The following is a 16,168-nucleotide window of genomic DNA, read 5'->3' on the forward strand; positions in this document are numbered from 1 at the left end:
CGCAGCCGTCCTCGACGAACAGGCTGTGCCGCTGCAACCGTTCGGCCCCCTTCATGCGCATGTAGTGCTCGACCGTGGCACGGTTGCGCCGCCGCAATTCCAGGTTGTCGGTAAACCCTTTCAACCGTTGGTACTCTCGCATGGTGCGAATCTCCGCCAGTTCGAATCGACTGGCATCCATACCGGAAAGAAGACATCGGGATGACAGGCCGGAGAAATTGCCGTGAAACTTTTTCCGGGCAAAAGTTGCCCGCTTCGGAGCGTCTCCAAAGTTTCAACTAATGCCGAATTGCCATGACCGAATGTTTCGCCTGAAACCCAGTTGTAACCAGATTTGACAGGGGACAAACTTATAAACGCTTTTTTGCAATAGCCATAACCCCTTAAAAATTACAGGTGTGGGGCATCGATTCCGTTCTATTCTTTGGCCGGTTTGCCAAGCGTCCGGAAAGTTGCACTAGCGTGCCGGACAACAGGAGGACGGGCGCAATGGCGAAGGGGGCAGCGGGGAAACGCTGCCGGTGGGAAGGCTGCGCTCAGGCAACCGGCGCAAACGCTATCCGGCCATTCGGTGAATGGCCGGACGCTTGCGCGGCGGCCTCGCTAGGCGACGAGGCGTCGATTCAGTTGAGCAGGCCGATGGCGTAGGCCTTCATGGTGGCCTCCGCCTTGTTGCTGGAGTTGAGCTTGCGCATCGCATTGACGATATGGAATTTCACCGTGCGCTGGTCGATCGACAGGATCAGGCCGATCTCGCCGTAGGTCTTGCCCACCGCGGTCCACTTGAGCATCTCGGTTTCCCTGGCGGTCAGGCGCACATTGCTTTCCGGGACGATGCGCGGCGCCAGCAGGTCGCCGAAGGTAGCCTGCAGCATGCTGGTGATCCAGAGCAGGAAGGATTCCTTCTCCAGGATTTCCGTAGCGGCGATGCTCTCGCTGGAACGCACCAGGGACAGCATGCTGATCAGCCCGTACTTGCCGCGGACCGGGATCGACCAGCCGTGACGGATGCCGTGATGCAGCGCTTCCTCCCAGAAGAAACGGTTCTCCTGGAAGTCTTCGCCATTCCAGATCAGCGGGGTGTATTCCAGGAGACCATGGCGCACGATCGGGTCGATGGATGTGTAGTCTTCGGAGATATATCTGCTTTTCCATTCCCCTGGGTAATTGGACAAGAAATGATATTTAGGCGCGGTCAGCGGGAAAGGCGCCCGCGCACCGAATGAAAAGAATTCGAATCCATAATTACCGCATATCTCGAGAACCAGGGAGAAGAACTCTTCCTCGGTTGTTATTCTTGACAAAATCTCGAGATATCCCTCTCTCTCATCATGCATGCCAGCTTCACCAGTCAACAATCGATCCCGGCAGGATTCGGTTCTTCAGCGTTTTTATTCTTTTTTGTTTCCGTCTTATCCACTCATGACAATTCCCTTTATCAAGCCGGACCTGGAAGTACATATCGCCGCCGGCCCTGTGCGGGTGTTCCGGACGAGGTCGAGCCCATTCGCCGCCCGCCGGGCGACGACGAAACGAGGCTGAAGAGAATTTCTCGATGAGCACGGACACGAGGCGCCGCGCAGGAACTGCGCTGTGCTGGAGGGGACGGCGCCCCGGATCTTTGCGGAAACCGTAGAACGGCTCTCCGATGGGCCTCACGGCGGTCTTTCTCATTGTTCTTCTCGCACGCTCCATCGTCGTCGGGAGGGCCTCCCGACAACAAACCTTGGCCCATGGCGGGCCTCGTCGACGAGGCTCCCCGGGGACCAGAAATGGCAACTACATACTTCCCCCCCTATCTCTCCGCAGATACCTGCCCGGAAGGGCAGGTTGTCCCTGCCGGGCTGTGACAATTTAATTCGACCAGGCATTTCATTGTCCGTGCCGATTTTCACGAAGCGCATTCTGAGGCAATTAAAAAGAGCGCTCCATTCGACCATGGACAAGCTATCCACGCCTGACCGAGATCGCCTTTCGAATATAGCGAAGCGATAACCGCAGCCTGCCGAGAAGTGCTTCAGACAATAAACAGGACGCTGGCCTTTCGTATCGATGAAAGTTCCGCATGGCGTCCGACCCTAAGGAAGAGGAGATAAATATGATTTATTACTTGATCGGAGTGGCGCTATTCATCTTCATGCTGGAACAGTTGGTTCCCGGCTGGAAATTGCCCAAGGTGAGCACCTGGGTGGCCCGGGTGATCTTCCTCAACATCGTCCAGGTGTCGATCGCCCTGCTCGCCGGCATCACCTGGAACAAATGGATGATGGGGCACAGCCTGCTGCACACCTCGGATGCCCTGCCACCACTGCTGGCCGGCTTCGCCGCCTACTTCGTCAACACCTTCGTCACCTACTGGTGGCATCGCGCGCGCCACGCCAACGACACGCTCTGGCGGCTGTTCCACCAGTTGCACCACGCGCCGCAACGCATCGAGGTATTCACCTCCTTCTACAAGCATCCGACCGAGATGGTCTTCAACTCGCTGCTGGGCAGCTTCGTCGCCTACGTGGTGATGGGCATCAGCATCGAGGCCGGCGCCTACTACATCATGTTCGCCGCGCTCGGCGAGATGTTCTACCACTCGAACCTGCGCACCCCGCACGTCCTCGGCTACCTGTTCCAGCGCCCGGAGATGCACCGCATCCACCACCAGCGCGACCGCCACGAGTGCAACTACAGCGACTTCCCGATCTGGGACATGTTGTTCGGCACCTACGAGAACCCCCGCCGCATCGACGAGCCGCAGGGCTTCGCCGGCGACAAGGAGCAGCAGTTCGTCGACATGCTGCTGTTCCGCGACGTGCACAGCCTCCCCGGAAAAACCCAGCCCGCTCCCGTCCTGGTCAAGCCCGACGTCAGGTGAACGCCATGATTCCAGACATCGATTCCCGTCTCAGCCGGAACATATTGAAATCCATCTCGTATGGCCTCCCCCTCGCCGAAGTGGTCCCCGACCATACCTATGCGCAACTGGAAACGCGCCTCGGCGAACTGAAACGCAGGTATCTGGAGCTGCGCATCTCCCACGGCGCGCGCGAGCTGCCGTTCAGCAACTACCTGTTCTACCTGATCCTCCAGTCGCGCCACCAGGAATTCGACTTCAAGCTGCGCCAGGGCAACTCGGTGGTCACCAACATCCACCGCTTCAAGAGCAAGGGACGCATCCCGTCCCTGACCACCCTGCTCCTGGCCGATGCGGTCAACGCCAAGAGCGAGCTGGAACTCAAGCATCCGGACATCCCGCAGCTCGACCGCCACGCCCGCGACATCGAGCGCTGGCTGGCCGCCGGCAACGTCATGCCGCCCAGCGAGCGGGCCCTGCGCGGCCTGGTGGAGGCGCTGGAGCGCGCCGCTGGCGAAGGCCGTCCGTTGCACCTGGTGAGCGCGGTATGCCCGGACTACTCGCACTCCAGCGATGCCGAGGGCAAGCCGCGCTACACCTTCGAGCGAGTCGGCGACCAGCCCGGTCTGGCCGGCGCCAAGCTGGTCAGCGCCGGCCAGGCGGTGGCGGAGCTGGCCAGGGCGCGCCAGGTGGAAATCCGCCACGCGATCCTCGGCGGCGAGTTCGAATACCTGTCGTTCAACCGCAACCCCGCCACTGGCGAGACCCGCGAGGGTTTCCTCGGCAAGGTCGAGCGCCAGCTCGAGCGGATCGCCGGGGCCCTGCCCTGCCCGGCCGCGACCTGCTCGTTCTTCGAGATGTGCGGCGGCGAGGACGGCTGGCACCGGGCCCACGGCGAGATCGTCCAGCGCCTGGAACAGGGCGACTACGGCCAGACCGGGCTGGACTACCCGGCCCTGGAATCGATCTTCCTGTCGCGCCTGCCGCTCTACGAGAAATGGTTCGCCAGCCAGTCGCGCGAGCAGATCTGGGCCAGCTTCGTCTCCCAGGCCGCCGAGTACGCATTGATGGGAAAACTCTTCGGCGAGCGCTTCGACAACTTCGTCGTGCTGGCCGTCGATCACTACCGGATGGAGCCGTTCTACTCGTTCTTCGCGACCGTCCCGACGCTCTACATCCGAACCGACTACCTGTAACCAGGGAGCGCCTGCGCCATGCAAGATGAACTGTTCAAGACCCGATACTCCAAGTACGGATACGGCATCGACGTGCGCCGTACCTACAAGGACCTGCCCTGCCAGCCGTTCTGGACCTGGGTCACCGGCAAGTCGCTGAACGACCGCCCGCCGCGACGGCCGAAAGACACCCTGCTCAAGCCCTGGCAGCTCTACCTGCACATCAGTTGGGGCTACGCGGTGTTCTTCCTCGCGGTGATCTACGGCCAGCAACTGCTCGCCTCGCAGCAGCCGCTGTGGCTGAAGTGCCTGCTGGGCGCGCTGATCATGTGCCTGGTGGTCAACCGCCAGCGCGGCTTCCTCCATACCTTCCACTACACCACCCATGGCGCCAGCCTGGAGAACAAGGCGCTGGCCCGCTTCACCTGCAAGTGGATCCTGTCGATCCCGATCCTGCACACCCCGCGCGACGAGTACGTGAAGCTGCACGTGAACGAACACCACAGCGTGCGCACCTTCAATACCGAGCACGACGTCGACCTGGTCTTCATGAAGCAGCACGGCTTCTACAAGGGCATGTCCGAGAGCGCCTTCTGGACCCGCCTGGTGCTCGCGCCCTTCCATCCGGCGCGGATCCTCGAGCACCTGAAGTTCCGCTTCGACGTCAGCTTCGTCTCCGCCCCGCGCCACGAGCGCGTCAGCCGGGCGCTCTACTGGGCCGCGCTGCTCGGCCTGGTGTACGCCAGCGGCTACCTGGAGGCGTTCGCGCTGTTCTACCTGTTCCCGATCTTCATCCTCACCCAGTACTCGTCGTGGATCCAGCACGTCTCCGAGCACCTCTGGTTCGCCCGCAACGAGCACGGCCTGCCGCGCTTCCTGCACTACGGCTCGCTGAGCTGGGGACGCTTCCTCGGCCGCCCCTACCCGGCCGACAAGCAGGGCCTGGCCTTCGCCCTGGCGTTCGTTCGCTGGAGCCTGGGCGTGCTGCTGATCGACATCCCGCTGCGGGTGTTCTCCTTCATGCAGGACCTGCCCAGCCACGACTTCCACCACCGCAAGCCGGGGGTGAACTTCTGGCGCATCGCGCCGGAGCGCGCGGCCAACGAGGCGCGCCCCTCGAAGTTCGGCCCGATGACCGAGACCTGGGGCATGTGGGAGAACTTCCTGATCCTGCGCGACCACCTCTGCCGCGGCCAGTCGGACCCGTTCGGAATCGTCGACTGGTACCGCGAGAACCATGCCCGGCTCGCTCCGGAGACCGATGCCGCCAACCAGCCCCACACCAACCAACCCGCATCCCAGGCTACCGCCTGATCACACAGGAAACCCCATGAATACTCAGATTGCCCAGATCACCCAGAGTCTGGCAGCCAACGGCTGCGCCTATATCACCCCCAGCGACGCGCTCTACGACGAGCAGGACTGGGAACTGATGAACCAGGTCCTGGCCAACTCGACCCTGCCGTGGGAGAAGATCCTGATCGGCGACGCCGACGAGGAGAACGACCTCTACGTGGCCCGTTTCATGACCGACCGCGACCGTCCCACGGTGGTCAACCATGCGCTGTCGGAGCTGATCATCCCGCGCGTCTGCAACGACAACGTGATGAGCCTGTTCCGCAAGCTGATGGGCGACGACGCCTTCTACGTGCGGCGCATGCAGGTGAACCGGATGAAGGCCGGCTCGTTCATCGGCCGGCACCTGGATACCGACAGCAACCCGGACTACCAGTACTCCATCGTCCTGCAGCTCGGCACCTACTTCTCCGGCGGCCAGTTCGTGGTCTACGACCGCGATGGCAACCTGCGCAACGACATCAAGCCGGAGCCGCGCTCGGTGATCATCAGCGATTGCAGCTATCCCCACGAGGTCCAGCGGGTGACCGCCGGCGAGCGCGTCTCGCTGGTGTTCTTCGTCAGTCGCCATGCGGACCGGAACCGGCGGGTCTATTGACCCGTCGGCGTGGAGACTCGAAGCGATGTCGAAGAACGCACGTTACGCCTGGCGCCTGTCCCTCGGCGGCCTGCTGCTGGGGCTACTGGCCTGCGCGGTCTACCTGCTGGCCGTCCCGCTGGGCTTCAAGTACGGCGAGATCCAGGTCGGCCATGGCCTGGAACACGAGGGGCGGATCGCCTGGGACGCCGCCGGCGTCCCGCATATCCGCGCGCAGAACCTGGAGGACGGCTATTTCCTGCTCGGCTACAGCCACGCCAGGGATCGCCTGTGGCAGATGGAGTTCGCCCGCCGCTATGCCGGCGGGACGCTCTCCGAAGTGTTCGGCGCCAAGACCCTGCCGATGGACAGGTTCGCCCGCACCCTGGGCTTCCGACGCACCGCCGAGGGCATCTACGCCAACCTGGACGCGCCCACGCGCGTCCTGCTGCAACGCTACAGCGCCGGGATCAACGCCTACCTGGAGCGGGCCCCGGCGGCGCTGCCACTGGAATTCAGCCTGGTGCGCCACGAACGGCCGGGGCCTTGGGGGCCGGTGGACAGCCTGTCCCTGCACCTGCTCTATTCCTGGACCCTGAGCGCCAACCTGGGCATGCAGTTGCAGCGCCTGGCGCTGGCCGAGCACCTGGACCTGGCGCGGATCAACGAGGTGTTCGCCCCCTATCCGGGCGAGCGGCCGCCGGCCACCCGCGACTACGCCAGCCTGTACCGCTCCCTGCGCGGCACGCCGGACGCCGGCAAGCTGCTGGGGCAACTGCCCGGTTCCAACGTCGAAGGCATCGGTTCGAACAACTGGGTGGTCTCCGCCAACCGCAGCGCCACCGGCAAGCCGCTGCTGGCCAACGATCCGCACCTGCGCCTGACCAACCCGGCGGCCTTCTACCTGGCCAGCCTGAAGATCCCCGGCCTGAGCCTCACCGGCGCCAACTTCGCCGGCGCCCCGCTGTTCGTCATCGGCCATAACCAGCGCATCGCCTGGGGCTACACCAATACCGGCTCGCACATCCAGGACGCCTACCTGGAGCGCGTCGATCCCCAGGACCCGCGGCGCTACCTGACCCCGGACGGCTACCGGCCCTTCGAGACGCGCCTGGAACGCATCGCCGTGCGCGACGGCGAGACGGTCTCGCTGGAGGTCCGCAGCACCCGCCACGGCCCGGTGATCAGCGACATCTACGAACCGGCGCGGCTGCCGCAGGCGCAGCGCGACCGGCTGGTGATCGCCCTCGCCTGGACCGGCCTCGACCTTCACGACAAGACCTTCCCGAGCCTGCTGGCGATCAACCGGGCCGAAGGCTGGGAACAGTTCCTCGACGCCGCCGCCGACTTCGGCGTACCGCCGCAGAACATGGTCTATGCCGACGTCGAGGGCAACATCGGCTACGTCTCCGCCGGTCGCGTACCGCTCCGCGGCGCCGACGACGACCTCCATGGCCTGGCCCCCTCGCCCGGCTGGGAGAGCCGCTACGACTGGGTCGGCTACGTTCCGGAAAGCGCCAAGCCACGCAGCCTCAACCCGCGCGAAGGGTTCATCGCCACGGCGAACCAGCGCATCGTGCCGCCCGACAATGCCTTCGACTTCGGCCACGACTGGGTCCTGCCCTACCGCTACGACCGCATCCGCGAGTGGCTCGGCGGCCCCGGCCAGCGCACCCTGGAAGACAGCCTGGAGTTGCAGAACGACGAGTTCTCCAGCGTGATGGCGAGCCTGTTGCCGAAGATGCTGGAGCAGGTCAGCGACCCCGAACTGCGCGCCAGCGAGGCCTTCGCCCTGCTCCAGGGCTGGAACCACCAGGCCGCCGCCGAGCTGGCCGCGCCACTGGTCGCCGGCTACTGGGTACGCGCCTTCACCCGCGAGCTGCTGCAACCGAGGATCGGCACGCAGTTGCTGGCCAGCGGCTGGAACCAGCGCAACTACGACGGATTCCTCCGGCTGATCCTCGACGGCCAGGCCGACCTGCGCTTCTGGTGCGGCCAGGAACAAGGCTGCGACCTCAAGCTGAACCAGTCGCTGCGCAGCGCCCTCGACGAACTGCGAGCCGCCCACGGAAGCGCGCCGGACGGCTGGAAGTGGGGCGAGGCGCACGCCGCCCTCGCCGAGCACGTGCCCTTCCACAAGACCCCGTTGCGCACGCTGTTCGACCTGAAGAACAACAAGGGCGGCGACAACTTCAGCGTCAACGTCGGGCGCTTCGACTACAGCGACCCGGCCAACCCGTTCAACACCCGGATCGCCGCGACCCTGCGGATGGTCATCGACCTGGCGGACTTCGACAACTCGCGCTACGCGCTGTCCACCCGCAACTCCGGCCTGCCGTTCGACGGCGCCACCGACCTCAACGAACTCTGGGCCCGCGGCGCGTACATCCGTATCGCCGACGACGCCCCCGACGCGACGGACCGCCAGTTGGTCCTGCGCCCTTCAGCCCCTTCCTCCGGCGAGCCACGACCATGACCAGCGATCCGCAGAAAAACGCCTTCGACCTCGACTACTCCAGCCGCGAACGGCAATTCCCCGAGGGCTTCAAGCGCAAGATAGTCGCCGACCTGCAAGAGGGAATGCCGCAGTTCGACGTGCTGCAATACTTCGGCAACCAGCCGGATATCTTCGAGACCTACGACCACCTGGTATTGGCGACCGACCCGGAGGGCGAACGGATCATCGGCATCCTGGGCGCGAAGGACTTCGTCCGCGGCTCGACGCGCTTCCTCTACCTGTGGACGGCGATGGTGGTCGACCGCTACCACCGCACCAGCCTGTTCAAGCGGATCAACCAGTTCTTCCTGCGCCAGGTCAGCGAGCGCAACGGCGGGCTGCCGCCGCTGATCGTGGCGAAGACCTACAACCCGGTGGTCTACAACATGTTCCGCGCCCTCAGCGCGCGGATCCCGGGAGCGACGCTGTACCCGGACCTGGAAGCGCCGCGCCAGAGCCCGGACATGGTCGACCTGGCCCTCGACGTGGTCGGCACGCTGTCCGCCAACCTGCGCCTGGATGCGGAAACCGGCCTGATACCCGGCGGGCAACGCAGCGTCGCCCCGGATTTCTTCCCGCGCATGGCGATGTCCAGCCACGCCAGGACCAACGACCACTTCGTCGCCCACGTCGGCAGCAGCGACCAGATCCTCTGCATGGTCCGCCTCGCGCCCGGTGCCGAACCCTACGTGCAGCAGAGGATCATCCGGTGAGCGGACTCGCGCAGCGCTCCGACGACCCGTGGCTGGCGGCGCTGCCGGCCGCGGTGCTCTACGGCGCCTGGGCGGCCTATGCCAACCAGGACGGCGGCCTGGCCGGGATGGGCGTCGCCGCCCTGCTCCAGGGCGCCGCGAGTCTCCTGGCGACGCGCTTCGGCCTGTACCTGTTGCAATGTCTCGGCCGCCGCCACGGCCTTGCGCAACGCCAGGCGCCCCTGCTGGTGGTGCTCCTGCTGACCGCACCGATGGCCGCGCTGCACTGGCTCTCGGGCACGCCGCATCCATTGGCGAGCGTGGCGCCATCGTTCGTCATCGGCTGGCTCTACTTCACCCTTTGGGCGCGCCGCCGCCCGGGTCGCCGGCAAGTCAGCGGCGCCTAGCCGGCGCCCCCGCTCGAGCCGTTCCCCGTCGGCGGGATCGGCCCGTATACTCGGAGCCTTCCTATCCGCCCAAGGACGCGCCATCGCCATGCTGGAGATTCTCGGAAAGGCCTCTTCGATCAACGTGCGCAAGGTGCTCTGGACCTGCGCCGAACTGGACCTGCCCTACCGCCGCGAAGACTGGGGCAGCGGCTTCCGCGACACCCACGCGGCGGAGTTCCTCGCCCTCAACCCGAACGCCATGGTGCCGGTGCTGCGCGACGGCGAACTGGTGCTCTGGGAATCCAACAGCATCATCCGCTACCTGGCCAACCGCTATGCCGGCGAACGCCTCTATCCGCAGCAGGCGGCGCCGCGCGCGCGGGTCGACCAGTGGCTGGACTGGCAGGCCTCCGACCTCAACCGCTCGTGGAGCTATGCCTTCATGAGCCTGGTCCGGCAGTCGCCGGCGCACCGCGACGCGGCCCAGGTGGAGGCTTCGTTGCGCGGCTGGACGGGCTTCATGGAAATCCTCGAGGGACAACTGCTACGCACCGGCGCCTATGTCGCCGGCGAGACCTTCAGCCTGGCCGACATCGCCATCGGCCTGTCGGTCAACCGCTGGTACGAGACGCCGTTCGAGCATCCGTCGCTGCCAGCGGTGCGCGCCTATTACGAGCGCCTCGGCGCCCGTCCCGGCTTCCTCGCCCACGGCCGCAACGGCGTACCCTGAGCGAGGCGCGCGATCACTGGCCGAGCGCCTTGTTCAGGCGCTGCGCCAGGGCGGTGGTGTTGGCGCCGGCGGTATCCAGCAGCAGGTAGTCGTAGTCGGACTTGGCCACCGGGGCGATGCGATATTGCAGGACGCCCTCGACCACCTGCTGGCCGGCCGGCACGCTGAGGGTGCCGACACAGGACAGCACGCCGCTGTCGGGATCCTTCTCGAGGATCGCCACGTCGCGCAGCGCGCTGTCCTTGAACTCCGGCGAGCGCTCGGTGATCGCGCCCTGGAGGAAGATCCGCATCAGTTGGTCCTTCACGTCCGGCGAGGCACAGGCCTCGGCCTCCTTCTTCGCGCAGGCGCTCAACAGCAGCGCGGCGCCCAATACAGCGAGCACGGGTAGCTTCATCATCCCCTCGGGGGTCGGTTGGTGATGCGCAGTTGGACTGCGCCGCCGGCGAATGATTCCCAGGCCCCGCGCGGCGCCTGCCGCAGCCAGCACTGGCCAGCCGGCGCGTCTGCCAGTAGTCTGTCCGCCGCGCTGGCGACGCCGGCCCCACGCCAACTGGAGCAAGACATGTACCGAGACACCGTGACCCTCACCGTCAGCGCCGAGCAACGCGGCCGCGAAAGCGAGGCCGTGGACAACCCGAACGTCGCCATCGGCCTGGAAAGCGTCGAGCCGGGCGTGCTCAAGCTGCACTTCGAAGGCCAGCTGGACGCCCCGGAGAACGCCACCCATATCTGCTTCAGCCTGACCATCGGCCTCACCTACTACGGCCCGATCCTCGACGGCGCGGCCAGCGAGAACGGCGGCTGGATGACCTTCGAGAGCGACATGCTCGACCCGGCGCAACTGGCCTGATCGACTCTCCTTCGCAGCCATCCACCATGCGGAAGGCTGCGAAGTGGCACTTTGACACCCATCCCCCGGCGGTCTATAGACAGTTGCAGAACAGACACGGAAGTGGTGGTTCAGCATGTCAACGTCTTCGACAGTTCGCCCCACGACGAGCCTTTCCGGGATATCCCAGGCCCGCTTCCAGGGGACCCTGACACACGCCTCCCCAGCCTTTCGCGGGACGACTTCTCCGCCTGCGCTCTCCCATCCCCCATGACAGCACCCGGCCGGCGACACGGGCACCGACAGCGCCAGAGCGTACCGACCGGCCTGCGTAACGGGTAGCGACCGGTCGAGTTCTGGCGCGCCGGAAAAGAATCTCCACGCGGGAATCGTCATGAAAATACTCGCCCTTCTCGCAGCCTGCCTGCTGGCAGGCTGCGCCGCCAACGCCCCGCTGCGCGATGACAGCGAATCGACCTGCGCCGACATCCGGCCTTGCAGCGACAGCTACTACGAACGCCATCCGAACTACGAGATCGGCTTCGTCGAATATAGCGAGCGCGGCAACGACTTCGCGCCTGCCAGAACGCAACGCCTGATCGACCAGCTAAAGCGCTACTCCGCCCGGGGGGACATCGCCATGGTGGTGTTCATTCACGGTTGGAAGCACAACGCGGGACGGGACGACGGCAACGTCGCCAGCTTCAACAAGGCACTCGCCAATCTCGCCTCCTCCGGGGTGCTGGGCAAACGCAGGCTGGTCGGCCTCTATGTTGGCTGGCGGGGCAAGTCGATGCATGGCCTGTATAGCGAGAACCTGACCTACTGGGACAGGAAGGCCGTCGCCGAGGAAGTCGGCCGGGGTGGCGTCGCCGAGTTGCTCGCCCAGTTGGAACGGATCGATCGCAAGGACAGGAACTATCTGGTGATCGTCGGCCACAGCTTCGGCGGCGCAATCACCCTCGGCGCACTTCACGACCCGTTGCTCGAACGCCTGCTGGCTCTGCAGGACGGTCAGCGGATACGCGCCTTCGGCGACGCGGTAATCATGCTGAATCCGGCGATAGAGGCCAATCAGGGCCTGTTGCTCAAGGAGAACAGCCTCAAGGTCGGCGCCCTGGGAGCCCGGCCGCCGCCGCTGCTGTACGTCATCAGTTCGCACGGCGACAGCGCCACCCACTTCGCCTTCCCGCTCGGCCAATGGGTCGGCGTCAACCTCACCTGGAGCCAGGTGGACCTGGACAGGACCTACAACGGAACCCGCTATCGCCTCCGGGAAGAAGACCTGGATACCACCGCCCTCGGCAACTACAGCCTGTATCGGACCGCCCTGCTGATCGACCGCGAGTGCCCGCTGCCGGATGGCAGCGACAACTGCGCGCCAAGACCGCCCGAACCACGGGTGATCGACGACACCGATATCGGCAAATGGCGCTTCAGGAGCTTCTGCAGCGCGGACGGCGGCAACGCCGATCCGGCGCTGCCGCGCATGCCCTGCTACAGCAACGAGCCGGTCAACTTCATCTACACCTCGCAGTCCTTCATCGCCGACCACAACGATATCTTCAACGACCAGGTGATCGCCTTCATGGCCACCGCCGTCAGCAAGGCCATCTACGAACGTACGGCTGGCGCCTCCTACTACCGGGAGTGCCACGACCCGGTGCGGAAGAACTTCTCGTTCGGCAAGTGCTTCGACTTCCACTACCTCAAAGCCACGGCCATGCACCGGCGGCTGCAACGGCAACTCTCGGAACCCGGCACCCGCAGCGAACAGGACGTCCTCTATGAAAACCCTCTCTAGCCTGCTCCTGATCGGCTTCGCCGTCGTTCTGCTCGCCCCGCGGATGGCGCCCGCCGCCAGCGCCGCCGAAGACAAGGCCACCTATTGCGGCTCCGGCTTCACCCAGTATCTGGTTCCGGACGACGTCGCGGGCTGCTCGCTCAGCGAGGCCTGCCGCCTGCACGATATCTGCTACGGCCGCTGCGACAAGGACGGCGACCTCTACGGCAGCGCCTACTGCGCGCAAAGCGAAAAGTCCGAAGCCCGCAACATGAGCAAGCAGCAGTGCGACGCCAGGCTGCAGGCCGACATCGCCGCACAGAACGGCAACAGCCGCCTGTGCCGCGCGGTGGGAGGCGTCTACCGGGTATTCGTGAAGCACCTGGGGCAAGGTCCGTTCAATGGCCGGGAGGCACTGGACATCTACCTGAAGGTCATGCAATCGGCGCCCAGCGCAGCCGACGCCGACGCCCGCCTCGAAGCCATCCATCAGCTACAGAAGCAGGGCCTGACCGACGCCAAGGAAATCCGTTACGACGCCGAGCGTATCGTCATCCCACTCAACAGGCCCGTGGAATCGCCGTTGACCAACGGCTCGGACACTCTCGTCCTGCCGCGCAACCTCGACCGGGAACGGCTGCGCCAGCTGGACCAGCGGCTCATCCGCCAATGAGCCTCAGAATAGTGCCATCTGCCGGTCGACCAAAGTGGCGAAATCGTCGCCGACGAACGGCAGGATGGCGTCGGCCACCGGCTGCAACTGCTTGCCCACATAGTGCTCGTAGTCGATGGCCGCACGCCGCGCCTCGAGCGGCTCGGGACCGGCGACGCTGATCACGTAGCTGATCCAGCCGCCGCTCTGGTATTGCCGCGGGCGCCCGCGCTCGAGGTTGTAGTCGTCGGCGATGCGCGCCGCGCGCACATGCGGCGGCACGTTGCGCTGGTAATCGTCGAGGCGCCGGCGCAGGCGCTTGCGGTAGACCAGCAGGTCGTCCAGCTCGCCGGCCAGGGTCCGTCGTACGTAATCGCGCACGTAGTCCTGGTAGGGCTGGCGGTTGAAGATGCGCAGGTAGAGTTCCTGCTGGAAGCGCTGGGCCAGCGGCGACCAGTCGGTGCGCACGGTCTCCAGGCCCTTGAAGACCATCTCCTCGCCACCGTCGGCGCGGCGCACCAGGCCGGCGTAGCGTTTCTTGCTGCCCTCCTCGGCGCCGCGCACGGTGGGCATGAGAAAACGCCGGTAATGGGTCTCGAATTGCAGCTCGAGGGCGCTGTCGAGGCCGAATTCTTCTTTCAGGTGCTCGCGCCACCAGTCGTTGACCCGCGCCACCAGCGCCCGGCCGATGGCCGAGGCCTCCTCCTCGGCGCGGGGGCTGCCGAGCCAGACGAAGGTGGAGTCGGTATCGCCATAGATCACCGTATAGCCCTCGGCCTCGATCAGCTCGCGGGTACGGCGCATGATCCGATGCCCGCGCAGGGTGATGGACGAGGCCAGGCGCGGGTCGAAGAAGCGGCAGCCGCTGGAGCCCAGCACCCCGTAGAAGGCGTTCATGATGATCTTCAACGCCTGCGAGAGCGGCTGGTTGCGTTCGCGCTTGGCCGCCTCGCGGCCCTCCCAGACCCGTGCGACGATGGCCGGCAGGCAATGCCGGGTACGCGAGAAACGGGCGCCGCGAAAACCTTCCACCGAGTGTTCGTCGTCCGGCTGGCGCAGGCCTTCCACCAGGCCGACCGGGTCGATCAGGAAGGTACGGATGATCGACGGATACAGGCTCTTGTAGTCGAGCACCAGCACCGATTCGTAGAGGCCCGGCCGCGAGTCCATGACGAAGCCGCCGGGACTGGCTTCCGGACGCTTCTCGCCGAGGTTCGGGGCGACGAAGCCGGCACGGTGCATCAACGGCATGTACAGGTGGGTGAAGGCCGCCACCGAGCCGCCGCTGCGGTCCGCCGGCAGGCCGGTGACGGTGGCCCGTTCGAGGAGGAAGTCGAGCAGTTCGGTACGGGCGAAGATCCGCGTCACCAGTTCGCAGTCCTTCAGGTTGTAATGCGCGAGGGCCGGCTTGTCCTCGGCGAACATGCGATCGATCTCGTCCATCCGCTGGTATGGATTGTCGATCGCCTTGCCTTCGCCGAGCAGGGTCCGGGCGACGTTCTCCAGGCTGAACGAGGGGAAACTCCAGGTCGCCGAGCGCAGCGCCTCGATGCCATCGATGATCAGGCGGCCGGCCGCCGCGGCGAAAAAGTGGTTGTTGCGGCTGCCGTGCTCGCGCCAGCCCATTTCGTCGCCGCCACGCCCCAGGCGCAGCGGCACCTTCAGGCGCTGGGCATGCTCATGCAGGACGCGCAGGTCGAACTGCACCAGGTTCCAGCCGATGATGGCGTCGGGATCGTGCTCGGCCAGCCACTGGTTGAGACGTTCCAGCAGCCCGGCACGGCTGTCGCAATAGTCGAGGCAGAAATCCACGGCCGCGGCATCGCCGTTGGCCGGGCCGAGCATGTATACCTGGCGCTGGCCGCAGCCTTCCAGGGCGATGGAGTAGAGATCGCCGCGGGCGTTGGTCTCGATGTCCAGCGACACCAGGCGCAGGCGCGGGCGATAGTCCGGAGCCGGCTTCAGGCGCCGGGCGAGCAGGCTGCCGTCAGCCTCGACACTCGCCTCCAGGCTGACCGGCGCGGTGATGAAGCGCTCCATCAGGTAGCGCTCCGGCGGCCGGATATCGGCCTCGAACACCTCGACGCCGGCCTGGCGCAAGCGTTTCTCCAGATTCATCAGTTGGCGATGCTGCTGGCAGTACAGGCCGAGCACCGGCCGCTGCTGGAAGTCGCGCAGCGCCAGCGGCCGCAGCTCGGCGCCAGTCTCCCCGGCGAGCAGGGACTCGACGCGCCCGCGCTGCTCGGCGAGGACGAACGCCACCGACGGCTGCGGCGGCAGCCGCACCTGCCGCGGGCCCTGCTCGGTCGCCAGCCAGAACGCGACTTCCGTGCCGGCCGGCGTATCGCGCCAGTGCCGGGTCAGGACGAACCCTTGCAGTAACTCCACCATCGACCCCGAATCTCTCGCATCCGCCGATTCTACCCGGCCTGCCTTGGGAACGCTGGCATCTTCGGTCAGCCGGCAGCAGCCAGGCGCTTGTAGAAATAGGTGGTGGGACAGGGCGTGCCGTCCGGCATCAGGGCGTAGTCCGGGATTTCCCCGACCCGTGTCCAGCCGGTCTTCAGGTACAGCCGTTCGGCGGCGCTGCCGCTGACCGTGTCCAGCACCAGCAGGGACTTGCCGCAGGCCCGGGCGAGC

General features: G+C 65.6%; 14 protein-coding genes and 2 pseudogenes. 11 read left to right on the forward strand and 5 right to left on the reverse strand.

Translation table 11 applies throughout. From position 1 onward, the window contains the following. Positions 1-142: pseudogene (gene phzA, locus HMPREF2581_RS30840) on the reverse strand (phenazine biosynthesis protein PhzA); the annotation flags it as partial. Between the two features lie 481 nt (positions 143-623). Further along, complete coding sequence (gene qscR / locus HMPREF2581_RS30845; protein ID WP_003118960.1) at positions 624-1,337, reverse strand: quorum-sensing transcriptional repressor QscR; 714 nt, start codon at positions 1,335-1,337, stop codon at positions 624-626. Positions 1,338-2,098: 761 nt separating this feature from the next. Here qscR and HMPREF2581_RS30850 point away from each other — a divergent pair. From HMPREF2581_RS30850 to HMPREF2581_RS30885, 8 genes are all read left to right on the forward strand, one after another. Then, entirely contained in the window at positions 2,099-2,866 is a 768-nt protein-coding gene (locus tag HMPREF2581_RS30850; RefSeq protein ID WP_003102692.1) for a sterol desaturase family protein, read from the forward strand. Between the two features lie 5 nt (positions 2,867-2,871). Continuing rightward, positions 2,872-4,041, forward strand: a complete 1,170-nt coding sequence (locus HMPREF2581_RS30855; protein ID WP_003088150.1) for a hypothetical protein — start codon at positions 2,872-2,874, stop codon at positions 4,039-4,041. An 18-nt stretch (positions 4,042-4,059) separates the two neighbouring features. Then, the gene (locus HMPREF2581_RS30860; protein ID WP_003102695.1) at positions 4,060-5,334 is read left to right on the forward strand and encodes a fatty acid desaturase; all 1,275 of its coding nucleotides are present in this window, start codon (positions 4,060-4,062) and stop codon (positions 5,332-5,334) included. Positions 5,335-5,350: 16 nt separating this feature from the next. After that, complete coding sequence (locus HMPREF2581_RS30865) at positions 5,351-5,974, forward strand: 2OG-Fe(II) oxygenase (RefSeq protein WP_003088147.1); 624 nt, start codon at positions 5,351-5,353, stop codon at positions 5,972-5,974. Positions 5,975-5,999: 25 nt separating this feature from the next. Continuing rightward, a complete protein-coding gene (locus HMPREF2581_RS30870; RefSeq protein WP_003139868.1) occupies positions 6,000-8,429 on the forward strand; it encodes a penicillin acylase family protein in 2,430 nt (809 codons plus the stop codon). Then, complete coding sequence (locus HMPREF2581_RS30875; RefSeq protein ID WP_003088145.1) at positions 8,426-9,163, forward strand: hypothetical protein; 738 nt, start codon at positions 8,426-8,428, stop codon at positions 9,161-9,163. Before HMPREF2581_RS30870 ends, HMPREF2581_RS30875 begins: the two co-directional genes overlap by 4 nt. After that, positions 9,160-9,549, forward strand: a complete 390-nt coding sequence (locus tag HMPREF2581_RS30880) for a hypothetical protein (protein ID WP_003139870.1) — start codon at positions 9,160-9,162, stop codon at positions 9,547-9,549. Before HMPREF2581_RS30875 ends, HMPREF2581_RS30880 begins: the two co-directional genes overlap by 4 nt. An 88-nt stretch (positions 9,550-9,637) precedes the next feature. After that, complete coding sequence (locus HMPREF2581_RS30885) at positions 9,638-10,261, forward strand: glutathione S-transferase family protein (RefSeq protein WP_003088140.1); 624 nt, start codon at positions 9,638-9,640, stop codon at positions 10,259-10,261. Between the two features lie 13 nt (positions 10,262-10,274). Here HMPREF2581_RS30885 and HMPREF2581_RS33760 read toward each other — a convergent pair whose 3' ends face one another. Next, entirely contained in the window at positions 10,275-10,661 is a 387-nt protein-coding gene (locus HMPREF2581_RS33760; RefSeq protein ID WP_003115740.1) for a hypothetical protein, read from the reverse strand. Between the two features lie 165 nt (positions 10,662-10,826). On the opposite strand from HMPREF2581_RS33760, the gene HMPREF2581_RS33765 reads away from it, so the two are divergent. The 3 genes from HMPREF2581_RS33765 (at position 10,827) to HMPREF2581_RS30905 (ending at position 13,549) form a co-directional block, all read left to right on the forward strand. Continuing rightward, on the forward strand, positions 10,827-11,114 hold the full coding sequence (locus HMPREF2581_RS33765) for a hypothetical protein (protein ID WP_003088136.1): 288 nt from the start codon (positions 10,827-10,829) through the stop codon (positions 11,112-11,114). 373 nt (positions 11,115-11,487) lie between these two features. Beyond that, positions 11,488-12,897 (forward strand): alpha/beta fold hydrolase, encoded by a 1,410-nt coding sequence (locus HMPREF2581_RS30900; protein ID WP_003139874.1) that lies wholly within the window; start codon positions 11,488-11,490, stop codon positions 12,895-12,897. Further along, a complete protein-coding gene (locus HMPREF2581_RS30905; RefSeq protein ID WP_003102715.1) occupies positions 12,881-13,549 on the forward strand; it encodes a hypothetical protein in 669 nt (222 codons plus the stop codon). Before HMPREF2581_RS30900 ends, HMPREF2581_RS30905 begins: the two co-directional genes overlap by 17 nt. Positions 13,550-13,552: 3 nt before the next feature. Here HMPREF2581_RS30905 and HMPREF2581_RS30910 read toward each other — a convergent pair whose 3' ends face one another. Both HMPREF2581_RS30910 and HMPREF2581_RS30915 read right to left on the reverse strand, forming a co-directional pair. Next, the gene (locus HMPREF2581_RS30910; protein ID WP_003139876.1) at positions 13,553-15,916 is read right to left on the reverse strand and encodes a DNA polymerase II; all 2,364 of its coding nucleotides are present in this window, start codon (positions 15,914-15,916) and stop codon (positions 13,553-13,555) included. A gap of 68 nt (positions 15,917-15,984) precedes the next feature. Next, positions 15,985-16,168, reverse strand: a pseudogene (locus tag HMPREF2581_RS30915) (GNAT family N-acetyltransferase); the annotation flags it as partial.

This window comes from Pseudomonas sp. HMSC057H01 (assembly GCF_001836405.1).
Lineage (GTDB): Bacteria > Pseudomonadota > Gammaproteobacteria > Pseudomonadales > Pseudomonadaceae > Pseudomonas > Pseudomonas aeruginosa.

What these genes read in the sequence shown, in the direction of transcription:
- HMPREF2581_RS30865 (WP_003088147.1), top strand. Translation starts at nt 5,351, where the DNA reads ATGAATACTCAGATTGCCCAGATCACCCAGAGTCTGGCAGCCAACGGC.
- HMPREF2581_RS30870 (WP_003139868.1), top strand. Translation starts at nt 6,000, where the DNA reads ATGTCGAAGAACGCACGTTACGCCTGGCGCCTGTCCCTCGGCGGCCTG.
- HMPREF2581_RS30850 (WP_003102692.1), top strand. Translation starts at nt 2,099, where the DNA reads ATGATTTATTACTTGATCGGAGTGGCGCTATTCATCTTCATGCTGGAA.
- HMPREF2581_RS33760 (WP_003115740.1), bottom strand. Translation starts at nt 10,661, where the DNA reads ATGATGAAGCTACCCGTGCTCGCTGTATTGGGCGCCGCGCTGCTGTTG.
- HMPREF2581_RS30885 (WP_003088140.1), top strand. Translation starts at nt 9,638, where the DNA reads ATGCTGGAGATTCTCGGAAAGGCCTCTTCGATCAACGTGCGCAAGGTG.
- HMPREF2581_RS33765 (WP_003088136.1), top strand. Translation starts at nt 10,827, where the DNA reads ATGTACCGAGACACCGTGACCCTCACCGTCAGCGCCGAGCAACGCGGC.
- HMPREF2581_RS30905 (WP_003102715.1), top strand. Translation starts at nt 12,881, where the DNA reads ATGAAAACCCTCTCTAGCCTGCTCCTGATCGGCTTCGCCGTCGTTCTG.
- HMPREF2581_RS30860 (WP_003102695.1), top strand. Translation starts at nt 4,060, where the DNA reads ATGCAAGATGAACTGTTCAAGACCCGATACTCCAAGTACGGATACGGC.
- HMPREF2581_RS30900 (WP_003139874.1), top strand. Translation starts at nt 11,488, where the DNA reads ATGAAAATACTCGCCCTTCTCGCAGCCTGCCTGCTGGCAGGCTGCGCC.
- HMPREF2581_RS30875 (WP_003088145.1), top strand. Translation starts at nt 8,426, where the DNA reads ATGACCAGCGATCCGCAGAAAAACGCCTTCGACCTCGACTACTCCAGC.
- HMPREF2581_RS30855 (WP_003088150.1), top strand. Translation starts at nt 2,872, where the DNA reads ATGATTCCAGACATCGATTCCCGTCTCAGCCGGAACATATTGAAATCC.
- qscR (WP_003118960.1), bottom strand. Translation starts at nt 1,337, where the DNA reads ATGCATGATGAGAGAGAGGGATATCTCGAGATTTTGTCAAGAATAACA.